Below are 11,815 nucleotides of genomic sequence, written 5' to 3'. Positions count from 1 at the left end.
GAGAGAGAGTATAGAAAATGTATACACCACATATTGACTTGTGGATAACTTTTAGAAAGGCGGTGTGGGCATACTCGTGTTAGAGAAACAGATTGAAGCTCGGTTAGTGAAAGGGGTGAAAGCCTTGGGCGGTCGAGCGTATAAATGGGTATCCCCCGGAAATATAGGTGTACCCGATAGGGTAGTCGTTCTTCCGGGGGGGCATGTTGAGTTTGTAGAACTTAAAACGGAACAGGGGCGGCTGTCTAAAAGTCAGCTAGTACAAATAGAACGGCTTGCTGCATTAGATCAACAGGTATCCGTATTATACGGAGCGGAGGAGGTCGATCGGTATTTGAAGGAGATAGCGAATGAAATTCATACCCCATAGATATCAAGAGTATTGCTTAAATCGTATTTTGGATACACCTGCCTTGGGGCTTTTCCTCGATATGGGGTTAGGCAAGACAGCAATCACATTACATGCTATCAATGAATTAAAGTATGGGCGGTTTGCCGTCGGTAAGGTTCTCGTGATAGCACCTAAGAAAGTAGCGGAGGCTACATGGCAACGGGAGATAGCAAAATGGGATGGAATATCTCACTTACGAGTCTCCAGCGTGTTAGGGGGGCTGCAAAAACGGATTAAGGCATTGTGTACGCCTGCCGATATCTATATCATCAATCGTGAGAATGTGAGTTGGTTGGTAGAGTATTATAAGAATGCTTGGCCATTCGACATGGTGGTTATTGATGAGCTGAGCAGCTTTAAGAGTCATAGTGCCAAACGATTCAAATCCTTAAAAGCCATTAGGCCGCACATTAAACGTATGATAGGATTAACGGGCACACCTTCACCGAATGGTCTAGGCGATTTATGGGCACAAGTATATTTGTTAGATCAAGGCATGAGATTAGGAAGAAGTTATTATGCCTTTCGTGATAGATATTTTAATCCGGGTAAGACGGATGGGCATGTGATTTATTCCTATGACCTTAAAAAGGGGGCTAGTCAAGCTATTAGTAATGCCATATCTGATATTTGTATTTCTATGAAGTCGGAGGATTATTTGGAATTACCCGATGTGGTTATTGATGAAATCCCTATTGTACTGGAGTGTAAAGCCGAAAAGGCGTATCGAGAGCTGGAACGCACGATGGTTCTTGAGGTGGAGGATTCAGAATATATTGATGCTGCGGGTGCAGCGGCTTTGTCGAATAAGTTACAACAGTTAGCTAATGGGGCGGTTTATGATGAGGATAGGAATGTACATGAAATCCATAATTGTAAGATAGAAGCCTTTATGGAGTTGGTAGAACAGCTAAATGGGAAACATGCGTTAGTCTTCTATAACTTTCAGCATGATCTATGGCGATTAGAAAAAGCCCTAGCTAAAACAAAGTTACGAGTTGCAAAATTAACCGGTGCCAAAGAAGAGGTGGCGTGGAATAATGGAAAGATTGATATTTTATTAGCTCATCCGGCCTCAGCTGCTTATGGACTTAACTTACAAGATGGTGGAAATCACGTTATCTGGTTTGGTCTTAACTGGTCCTTGGAATTGTATCAACAAGCGAATAAACGATTACATAGACAGGGGCAGAAAGAGAAGGTAATTATTCATCATTTAATATGCGAAGGTACGCGCGATGAGGATTTGTTAAAGGCCATAGGTTTAAAAGAAGAAGCGCAAAGTTATTTATTATCTTCCCTAAAAGCCCGTATCGATAAATATAAGGAGCAATAAATATGGAAAAGAAGTGTCGAAGGAGTGGTAGGACGTTTACTGTATTGAATTGTAAGGAAGAGTAGTCTCCAAATGTTTTGTAAGAAGGATGTTGTCTTTTGATTTGCGTAAGGAGGGAGTTATTATAGAAGCTAAAAAGTACTTGCAGCAAATAAAAATTCTTGACGCAAAAATTAAGTATAAAGAAGAGCAATACCGAGAAGTATATGAGGCCGCAATTAACATTAGTGCAATTAGATATGATAAAGAGCGGGTGACGGGGGGAAAGCAATATGATCGTACGATAAATTTAATTTCAGAGTATTTGTTGCTTGAAAAACAAATTTTGGATCAAAAAATGGAATTTCAAAAAGTTAAAAATAGTATAATTGATGAAATTTATAAGTTGTCTGATGATAAATATATAACGGTACTGTATAAACGATATGTAGAATATAAATCATTTAGAGAGATTGCAATAGAAATGAAATATTCTCCGGATTATGTAAAAGAATTGCATCGAAAGGCTTTAAATAAAATATCCCACTAAATCCCACTTTTTAATGTGCTATAATGATAGTGTGAGATAGCACAGGTAACTCTCCTTATAATCAGATACAAAGAATAGTAAAAGACAGGCTATGTACATTGCATGATGTACGGCCTGTCTTTTGCGTATAAAAAAACTCTTTTTATAAAATTATAGTACAATCTTAAATAAAAGATTGACAAAAAGGAACGATGAAAACTGAATAACCAAAAAAGGTCATACCGTTATGGTGTGGCCTTTTTGGTTGCACAATTTCAAAACGAATGGGATGGTGGTGAACATGTAGTGAAACTGACGGAAAAACAAGAACGATTTATTGATTATTATATTGAGACAAACAATGCTTCAGAAGCTGCTCGACTGGCCGGGTACAGTAAGCGTACAGCCAAGAGTATGGGCTCGGAAAACTTGACAAAACCTGCCATTCAACAGGCTATAGAAAAACGCCTGCAGGAACTGAAAAACGAGCGCACAGCGACGCTCCAAGAAACTTTGGAGTTTATGACAGCTGTTATGCGTGGAAATGTCGAAGAAGAGGTTGTTGTAACAGAGGGCACCGGCGATGGATGCAGTGAATCACGAATTATGCCCAAAAAGCCATCCGTCCGCGATAGGCTGGAAGCGGCAAAGGAATTAGAAAGACGATTAGGACGTTTTGTTGATTTGGAAAAGGAAGAGCAACAACTTCGCATTGAAAAGCTTAAAGCCGATATTGCGGAACGGCATACAGACACGCAAACCGAACCGGTAACGTTTATGTTTGACAGGAAAAAGGAGTATACCGATGAAAGTTAATGTGGCATCGTCGATATCACCGTCATTTGATGGTGTCTTTTTTGATATACAAGAGCATAAACACACGCATTATTGGCTGGCAGGCGGGCGTGGCAGTACAAAATCGTCCTTTGTAGGCTTAATAATACCGCTTCTTTTAATGCAAAACCCGAAATGTCATGTCGTTGTACTTCGTAAAGTGCGTAATACGGTAAAAAACTCTGTATTTCCGCAAATACAATGGGGGATAGATACATTGCAAATGACGGGTAAATTTAGGGCAATTACTTCCCCGCATGAAATTACATATACGCTTACAGGACAAAAAATATTATTTTTCGGGCTGGACGACCCGGCAAAAGTAAAATCTATTAAGTTGCCATTCGGATATGTGGGCATTGTGTGGTTCGAAGAATTGGATCAATTTAGCGGTATGGAAGAAATTCGCAATGTATTGCAGTCGTTATTGCGTGGCGGTGAGAAATATTGGGTGTTTGGCACATATAACCCGCCTAAAAGCCGTAATAATTGGGTGAACGAAGAGATTATACAAGCTCGTCCGGATAGACTGGTGCATCATTCTACGTACTTGGATGTACCGCGAGAATGGTTGGGAGAGCAATTTTTTTTAGAAGCGGATACGCTTAAAAATAAAAATGAATTGCTGTACCGCCATGAATATTTAGGCGAAGTTACGGGGACGGGGGGAGCCGTTTTTGACAATGTGGAAGACATGGCCATGAGTGATGAACGTGTCGGAAATTTTGACAGGTTGTATTACGGTTTGGACTTCGGTTTTGCTGTGGATCCGTTAGCATTTGTGGCAATCCATTATGACAAAAAGAAAGAAGAGGTATATATCTTTGATGAATTGTACCGGCAGAAATTGACCAACGACAGAACGGGGAAATGGCTAAAGCGGAAATATCCGACGGCAATGCTTATTGCTGATTCGGCAGAGCCGAAGAGCATCGCCGAATTGCGTTCTATGGGGGTGAATGTACGAGGTGCGCGTAAAGGGCGCGACAGCGTTGATTATGGTATAAAATGGTTGCAAAGCAGACGCACCATATACATTGATAAAAGACGGTGCCCGAATGCGTACAGAGAATTTGTGACGTATGAATATGAACGTAATCGTGAAGGACAGTTTATCAGTGCGTATCCGGATAAAAATAATCACGCCATTGATGCGGTGAGATATGGGCTGGATGATGTAATGCGGCATGATAAGTTAGTCGCAAAACATATTGATTACTAGGGGGATATAGATGGACGGACAATCTTATACACTGCTTAAAGATTCCTATTACGGGACAGGCGGATATCAAAGCGGAGACTATTTGCTAAAACATAAAAGGGAAACGAATGCGGACTATCAAGACCGTAAGCGGTCGGCGTACTACTTGAATTATTTTGCTCCGATTGTCAATGCCCTGGTAGATCCTATTTTTAAACGCAAACCGTTGCGGGACGGAAATATCGCGGCATTAGGAAAACAGTTTTTGACAGATGTGGACGGACACGGTACGGATATACATTGTTTTATGAAACAAGCCGGATTAGTGGCCAAAATGTATGGTGTCGCATTTATTGTTTTGGATAATTACCGAGTGGCAACGGGACGTGCCAAGAATCTGTCCGATATGTTACAACAGCGTATTTTTCCGTATGCATATATTGTGGCTCCCGAAAACGTTCTTCGCTATGAAACGGACACAACAGGAGAATTACAAAGCATTACGTTCCGTGAAGTTGAAAATATACAGGATGGGCGAATTGAATATAAAGAAGTCACATTTACGATGCAGGGGTGGAAAATTGAAAGCGATACGCATCGAGAGGAAGGCACGTATCAATTGGGACGACTTCCCGTGGTACCGCTGTATAGTCGCTTATTGGATGCACAAACCGTATTACCGATACCGGAGTTATTGGCGGTGGCCAAAACCGGAGCGGCTATATATAATCACTGCTCGTGGCTCAGCGAAATTCTTCGCAAACAAACATTTCCGCTTTTGACGGTACCTACATTAGATGCAACCGATATGGTGGTGGGCAATAATAATGCGTTGGGATATGCCCCGGAATCCGGGCATGCGCCGGCTTTTATTGCACCGCCGTCGGATCCGGCAACCATTTTACAAGGGCAAATCACAGGCCTTATACAGGAAATGTATCGAATGGCAGGACTAACCTTTATGACCCCGCAGGGGAATCAAATCAGCGGGATTAGTCGTCAGTGGGAATTTGAACGCACCAATCAGCAATTAGCGAATTTTGCACTCCAATGCGCTCGGGCGGAAGAACAAGTTATGACCGTATTCGGACGGTGGATAAATCAAGATATACGGTATACCGTTTCTTACCCCGCCGATTTCGGCATTGTGGATGTCGCCGGAGAACTGGCCGAAGCACAAGCTGTGTTAGATCTGGGATTAGGCAACGGCTTGAAACAAGAAGTGTTAAAACGCGTGTTGTCGGTATATTGCCCGGAAATAGAAGCCGGACGTGCCGAAGAATTAGTAAATGAATTGGCAACGGAAGAGGAAACGGAAAAAGATGATTATAAACATAGTACGGCAGAGGACGAAGAACAGGATGAAGACGAATGAAATCATCGGCACCAGTAGCAAAATATCTTTTAGAATTTAAGAAAAAATATAAGAAAAAGGGTAAAAAGGTTGTAGAAATTTTAGTACAGAAACTGGAAGCGGGGGAAGATGTCGAACAGGCTATACGAGAAACGATAGAAGTCACTCATTTTCAGGATATGCTGGACCAAGAGACAAAAAATGCCATAGCCGCTTCTACAGCGGCCGGGATGGGGCGATTGTCTATTCCGCTTCTGCCGGAGATGGAAACGCCGTGGGATCCGTCGGAATTGACATTGTCGGAAAAGCTTCATAGTATACACCGTGAAATTCATCAGAAAATAGGGAACATAGTACAGCAACAAGTACGATTGCATAATCACGCAAGCGACATACGCAAAGCCTTGTATGACGGATATAACGGGCAAAAAACGGAAGCGGTATTACAACAAGAACTGCCGCAATATATAAAGGGCGCTGTAGATTTTATTCGGCGGACCCCTTTTGAAAAGACGGATAAAGAATGCCGCTTACGGCTTATCCGTCGAATAGAACGGCAGGCGAAGGCGCTGACATCTAAACCGTTAAAAACCGCTTATAAAGAGTTGGCCATACAACTCGGGAAAAACAATGAAGACGGATTAAAACGAGCCGTGTACGTAGCCGTGCAGGAAAAAAGCCGCTATGTAGCCGAACGTATAGCACGTACGGAGAGCGCAAGAGCATGGGCGGACGGGTTTATTGCCCGTTATGAAAACGATGACACCGTTGCGGCGTATCGTTGGGAAGTATCCTCGGCACATCCTTGTACGGACGTATGCGATATGTATGCTAACGCTGATTTGTGGGGATTGGGAAAGGGGATTTATCCGAAAGACCAATGCCCGACACTTCCCGCACATCCGCACTGTTTGTGTTATTTGTCGCCCATATATGAGGGAGAAGTCGACTTAAACGAGCAACAAGACTTGCGGGAAGAAGGCGGCAATCATTGGCTACAGAAGCAAAGCAAGGACGTACAACGGCAATTGTTAGGCGTGCAGGGCGCGAAAGCATGGGAAGCGGGACGCCCGTGGCAAGATGTTTTGCGGAACTACAGCCCCGCAGTGATGAAGAGCAGGGTAAAATATTTGCCGATAGATAGAAGTATGTTATACTATAAACAGATGAAAGAAATTGAACCTACTATATCAAAAATTATTCAAGAAGTAGCAAAAGCAACAGAAACAAAACTTGCAGGCTTTGAATGTCGTATAAAAGAGATAGATTCATATCAACGAAAAATTAAAGAACATTTTGATTTGGGCGATGAAAATTACAGGGCAAAAGATATAGTAAGATACACTTATTTGGCTGAGGCTGATAATTTAGTAGATAAAATCAAAGAAATACGGCAAAAGTTGGAAGATAAAGGGTATAAAACTGTAGAAGTAAAAAACTATTGGTTAGATAAAACAAATCCTTATAACGGTATAAATACGATAGTAAGAATACCTACAGGTGAAGAAATAGAAATACAATATCATACACTGGAAAGTTTAGAAACAAAAGAACAGCAACATAAAATATACAAAGCACAAAGAGAATTAAGCCCGTTTTCAATAGAATATATTGAATTAAAGTATAAAATGTTTGATATTGCAAAAGATTTAGAGCCCCCTAAAAATATTGAAAATATAGAGGAGTGACTTTATGAAAGTTAGTTATGTAATCTTAACAAATAAACAAGATTATGGAAAGGTAATAAAGCGAATAATAAAAGACGGGCAGGAATATACAGATGATTATATTTATAACGATGGAGAATGGGAACTTACAGGATGTATGTTGGCTTATACATGGTTTGAGAGCCCTTTGTATGAAAGGTATGAAGAAATAACCGAAGAAGAAGCAATGAAGCGTATAGCAGAAATGAAATAAAACCACTACGAAAATAGCGTAGTGGTTTTTTAGTGGAGCGAAGAGGGCAGCTGCCAATTCTATAGGGCTATACTTTGACGACGATGTACGGTTTCATAAAAAAATTTTTTATGCGCCGAAGCTTAAATATATTGCAAATAACGCATTTAAAACGAACGTTGATACTCTCATCATATCGGAAAATTGCGATGTATCTAACTGTGATAACTGGGGCTGGGGAATGATACCACCATTGTTACTTGGGATAAAAGCAAAAAACTTAACTTAAAAACCAAAAGATGGGAAGATTTTTCGGGGGGGTAATCCATTTCTTTGATTTTTTTACGTAGAATGAAAAAATGATTAATGGTAAGTGGGAAACTGTATGAATTTGGGATAATCATATTAGGGAAATTATTTAGGGCGACCGCAGGGTTGCTTTTTTTATTGTCTTTTCGCCGATAGAAGCGGACTGCAGACGTAAAAGAACAGCCATTTATTATGCACAGGAGGCAGAATATGCACACATTAAAAGAGATTTTCGAAGCATTAAGTAAAACGGAGAACGGCGGGGAGTTGGTAGCGGATTTACAAAGTCAGTTATCGGAGATACGAAGTGAAGCGGCCGCTTCTAGGGTATCTAAGAACAAGGTACTGGAGACTTTAGGACTTAGAAATGCGGAAGATCCAGACGTTGCCGTGGCAGAGCTTGCTAAAACGATAACGGCGTTGCAACAAGCAGGGGGAAATCCGACTGCATTGGGGACGCAGGTTGCCGCATTGCAGACACAAGTAAAAGAATTGACGGGCAAGTATGCGGCAAGCGAAGAAAAGGCCAAAGCGGAACGGGAAAAACGAGTTGCAACGGCGATACAGTCGCAAATTGTGAGCGCCCTAACGGAAGGAAAAGCCATTAAGCCGGAGGTGTTCGCCAAGTTATTGGCGGGCAATGTAAAGGCAAAAGATGATGATTCTTTGGTTTTTATGAACCAAGATAAGGAATTGTCCGTGACCGACGGAGTAAAACAATGGCTTACGGATAATCCGTGGGCGATTAAGAACGACAGCCAAAACGGAGCAGGCTCCGGAGGCGGTAAACCGAACGGCAACGGAAAACTTACGTGGAATGATGTAAAAGGTATGTCCCGTAGTGAAATTAATAGTCATTGGGACGAGATTAGTAAAGGAGTGGATTCGTAATGATTAGTACTTTTATTCCCACGATTTGGGAAGCACGGTTGTTAGCACATTTGGATAAGGTGCTGGTTTATGGTAATTTAGTAAACCGTGATTATGAAGGCGATATTTCGTCATTCGGGGATACGGTTAAGATTAATCAAATTCAAGATATTACTATTCAAGATTATCAGCGTAACGGCAAGATTACCTATAATCAGGTAGACGGAACCCCGACAGAATTGCACATTGATCAACAAAAATATTTTGCGTTTAAAGTGGATGATGTAGATGCGGCGCAGGCCAATGTTAATTTGGTGGACAGCGCTATGCAACGGGCCGCGTATCGGTTACGGGATACGGTAGATCAACATTTGGCGGCGCATCACAGCAAAGCGGGGATAGTAGAAGGCTTAGGCTCTGACGATAAACCCGTCGCTCTTACTACGCCGGCGAAAGCGTACGAAGCATTGGTAGATATGAAAGGGGCATTGGATGATGAAAATGTGCCTTCTGAAGGGAGATGGACAGTTGTTCCGTCGTGGTTTTACGGTTTAATGCTGAAGGACGATCGGTTTGTTGCCGCCGGCACGAATAAAACCGATGCCGTATTGGGTAACGGTTTTATCGGTCAAGCGGCAGGGTTTAATATTTATCAATCCAACAATGTGCCGAACGTGGGAAAAACAAAATATAAAATCTTAGGGGGAACCAATGCCGCAATTTCGTTTGCACAACAAATTTTAAAAACTGAAGCGTTGCGGTTGGATGATACGTTTGCGGACGCGATTCGCGGATTGCATGTGTACGGCTCGGTGGTGGTGCAACCGAAGGCGTTAGCGTGCATGACGGCCAATAGTAAATAATGGCCGACATCAAAATTAAGGTAACGGGAATGGGCGATGTGATCAGTCGCCTTGATTCCTTACCTGAAAGCTTACGGTCTACGTTAGGTGCGGCGGTGAATGTGTCTATTAGAGATGTACAAGATTATGCAAGACAGCATCATCGATACACGACACGAACGGGAACGGCGGAACGGTCTATCAGTACCCGCCGAACGGATACCCGATTCACGGTAAAAGGCGAAGTAGGTACGACAAGTCCTGTTACTTTATACCTGCATCAAGGCACACGACCGCATGAAATAAAGCCGAAACATAGAACGGTGTTACGGTGGGCCGGTAGTGCGGGGTGGGTGTTTGCCAAGCGCGTATATCATCCGGGGACAGCGCCAGATCCGTTTATTTATAATGCCCTTGACGCACAAAAGGATTCAATTTTAAAACGAATAGACGCTGCCGTCGATATGGCAATGAAAGGGGGCGGTTAAGTGAAATATGTTACCGTAGCGGATATACATGATGAAGTGCTGAATTGCAGAAGTGAAGATTTGGAATATGCTAATGCTTTTTTGTCGCGCTTGGCACGAAATTACGGCGTAGATGAACAAGAAGTGCAAATTCCGCCGAGTGCAATCATTAAACATTTGGGGGCTGCTGTGGCGTGTCGGGAATGTGCGGCCGCTATGGTGGGACAGGATACGACGGTAATGGTAAACGGGAATCGGACGGACGATGTATATTTGCAAAAATATCGTTTGTATAGAGATGTTGTTGATGCTTTGCAAAAGGGATTAAGTTACGCGGATTTCGCCAAACACGGGACATCATCCGCAGGGAAAGGGGGTGTCGGGGTAATTTCATTATCCCGTAGTTGATGATTTCCTTACGACAAATAGCGAATACTATGGTAGAAGTTTTACAGCAAGAAATTCCGGAGGTTATTTGGCAGGCCAATGTAATGGGAGCACAGTGGCCAAAAATACTTACGGGCTTTATTTGTTGCGATAGTATTGACTACACCGTGATAGCTAAAGACAGATTATCCGGTACGGCGAGATTTACAATAGAAATTATTCATCCCGCGCCGAAAGAGGAAACCCCGGATATTCACGTTATAGAAGATTATGCGCAGAAAGTACATAAGGTGTTATTGTCACCGTGGCGCGGCCAAGACGGAACGCCGCTGGATGCGAAAGTGGAACGGATTCAATTCGCTACTCCCGCAGGAATAAATACAATCGGATTGGCCATTTTACAAGTACAAGTTATCATTTGAAGGAGTGAGATAATATGGCAGAAAAAGTACGGGCGGTAAAGCCCGTTACGGAAGATAAATTACAGGGGAAAGAAGTACTGGCTTATATTAATTATGGAGAAGGGGCGACATACGAAAGCCCGAAATGGACACTAATCGGGGGGCAAACAAAGGCGGATTTCAGCATGTCGGCAGACAGTATTGATGCGTCCAATAAATCCTCCGGCGGTTGGGGCGAAACATATGCCGGAATTCGTACCACGGAGCTTTCGCTGGAAATTGTAATTCCCAAACAAGACGTAGGATATGCGGCACTGAAAGATGCGTTTGCAAAAGGAGAAGCGGTAGATATGTGCCGATATGCTTCGGACGGATCGGCCGAAAGAAATTGGTACAATATTACGGAACTTTCCGACGAAACTCCGCATGATGATATGGCCACAGCCAGTATTACCTTGGGCGGCTTGGGACAGCCTAAATTTTATCATCAGTTAAAGTCCGTACAAGAAGTCGGAACGGTTAGCACGGCATCATCTATCAGCTAGGAGGATATATGCGATACAATAAAGTAAAACATGATATTACGACGACCATTAACGGGCAAGACTATAGTTTTAGATATACCGTTAACGGATTTATAGAACTGGAAGCGGTAAGCGGTAAAGGCATTATGGATATTTTTTCCGATACGCAAAATGGAAAAATTCCCTCGTTAGCTTTTTTGGTAGATGCGGTTCGCATCGGGTTATCCGGAGAAGGGGTCATGATGCCTAAAAATGAGGTTGCCGCTTTGGTGATGACACTAGCACGAGCGAAAGGGTTCAGCGAGGTGGTTAATCTCTTTTTCGGGACAATTGCCGCATCCGGATTGCTGGGGATAGATGCCAGTGAGGAAATGCTGCAGAATCTCGGTATGGTTTCGGCAGAACCGCATAAAAAAGAAAAAAACGACATAGCGGCAGTACAGAACCGGCGTTAAAAACAATACATGATTATTTGAACGTTGTATTGCCGTT

At 42.6% G+C, this 11,815-nt stretch carries 15 protein-coding genes; all 15 read left to right on the top strand.

Going from position 1 to position 11,815, the window contains the following annotated elements:
- The first annotated feature begins 76 nt into the window (after positions 1-76).
- Positions 77-370: a VRR-NUC domain-containing protein gene (locus tag HMPREF1040_RS00980; protein ID WP_007392042.1), complete on the top strand. Its 294-nt coding sequence runs from the start codon at positions 77-79 to the stop codon at positions 368-370.
- Positions 351-1,727 (top strand): DEAD/DEAH box helicase, encoded by a 1,377-nt coding sequence (locus tag HMPREF1040_RS00975; protein ID WP_007392086.1) that lies wholly within the window; start codon positions 351-353, stop codon positions 1,725-1,727. The genes HMPREF1040_RS00980 and HMPREF1040_RS00975 overlap by 20 nt, the downstream gene beginning before the upstream one ends.
- 88 nt (positions 1,728-1,815) lie before the next feature.
- Positions 1,816-2,256 (top strand): hypothetical protein, encoded by a 441-nt coding sequence (locus HMPREF1040_RS00970; protein ID WP_007392137.1) that lies wholly within the window; start codon positions 1,816-1,818, stop codon positions 2,254-2,256.
- Positions 2,257-2,487: 231 nt separating this feature from the next.
- Positions 2,488-3,051: a terminase small subunit gene (locus tag HMPREF1040_RS00965; protein WP_007392126.1), complete on the top strand. Its 564-nt coding sequence runs from the start codon at positions 2,488-2,490 to the stop codon at positions 3,049-3,051.
- Positions 3,041-4,291: a PBSX family phage terminase large subunit gene (locus HMPREF1040_RS00960; protein WP_007392068.1), complete on the top strand. Its 1,251-nt coding sequence runs from the start codon at positions 3,041-3,043 to the stop codon at positions 4,289-4,291. The genes HMPREF1040_RS00965 and HMPREF1040_RS00960 overlap by 11 nt, the downstream gene beginning before the upstream one ends.
- 10 nt (positions 4,292-4,301) lie before the next feature.
- A complete protein-coding gene (locus tag HMPREF1040_RS00955) occupies positions 4,302-5,645 on the top strand; it encodes a hypothetical protein (protein ID WP_007392048.1) in 1,344 nt (447 codons plus the stop codon).
- Entirely contained in the window at positions 5,642-7,312 is a 1,671-nt protein-coding gene (locus HMPREF1040_RS07635; RefSeq protein WP_007392075.1) for a hypothetical protein, read from the top strand. The genes HMPREF1040_RS00955 and HMPREF1040_RS07635 overlap by 4 nt, the downstream gene beginning before the upstream one ends.
- Before the next feature lie 4 nt (positions 7,313-7,316).
- Positions 7,317-7,544 carry a hypothetical protein gene (locus HMPREF1040_RS00945; protein ID WP_007392034.1) on the top strand — a complete coding sequence of 76 codons (228 nt, stop codon included), beginning with the start codon at positions 7,317-7,319 and terminating at the stop codon, positions 7,542-7,544.
- Between the two features lie 498 nt (positions 7,545-8,042).
- Positions 8,043-8,723 (top strand): hypothetical protein, encoded by a 681-nt coding sequence (locus HMPREF1040_RS00940; RefSeq protein ID WP_007392067.1) that lies wholly within the window; start codon positions 8,043-8,045, stop codon positions 8,721-8,723.
- Positions 8,723-9,565, top strand: a complete 843-nt coding sequence (locus HMPREF1040_RS00935) for a hypothetical protein (RefSeq protein ID WP_007392120.1) — start codon at positions 8,723-8,725, stop codon at positions 9,563-9,565. Before HMPREF1040_RS00940 ends, HMPREF1040_RS00935 begins: the two co-directional genes overlap by 1 nt.
- Positions 9,565-10,032 (top strand): hypothetical protein, encoded by a 468-nt coding sequence (locus HMPREF1040_RS00930; protein WP_007392130.1) that lies wholly within the window; start codon positions 9,565-9,567, stop codon positions 10,030-10,032. The genes HMPREF1040_RS00935 and HMPREF1040_RS00930 overlap by 1 nt, the downstream gene beginning before the upstream one ends.
- Complete coding sequence (locus HMPREF1040_RS00925; protein ID WP_007392099.1) at positions 10,033-10,419, top strand: hypothetical protein; 387 nt, start codon at positions 10,033-10,035, stop codon at positions 10,417-10,419.
- Positions 10,420-10,448: 29 nt separating this feature from the next.
- Positions 10,449-10,820 carry a hypothetical protein gene (locus HMPREF1040_RS00920; protein WP_176604700.1) on the top strand — a complete coding sequence of 124 codons (372 nt, stop codon included), beginning with the start codon at positions 10,449-10,451 and terminating at the stop codon, positions 10,818-10,820.
- A 14-nt stretch (positions 10,821-10,834) separates the two neighbouring features.
- On the top strand, positions 10,835-11,344 hold the full coding sequence (locus HMPREF1040_RS00915; protein WP_007392023.1) for a phage major tail protein, TP901-1 family: 510 nt from the start codon (positions 10,835-10,837) through the stop codon (positions 11,342-11,344).
- An 8-nt stretch (positions 11,345-11,352) separates the two neighbouring features.
- Positions 11,353-11,778, top strand: a complete 426-nt coding sequence (locus HMPREF1040_RS00910; RefSeq protein WP_007392102.1) for a GTA-gp10 family protein — start codon at positions 11,353-11,355, stop codon at positions 11,776-11,778.
- Positions 11,779-11,815 lie beyond the last annotated feature (37 nt).

Origin of the sequence: Megasphaera sp. UPII 135-E (assembly GCF_000221545.1) — a bacterium.
GTDB classification, from domain to species: Bacteria; Bacillota; Negativicutes; order Veillonellales; family Megasphaeraceae; genus Megasphaera; species Megasphaera hutchinsoni.
The sequence above is the reverse complement of the archived record's forward strand: the minus strand, read 5'-3'. Positions and strand labels throughout refer to the sequence as shown.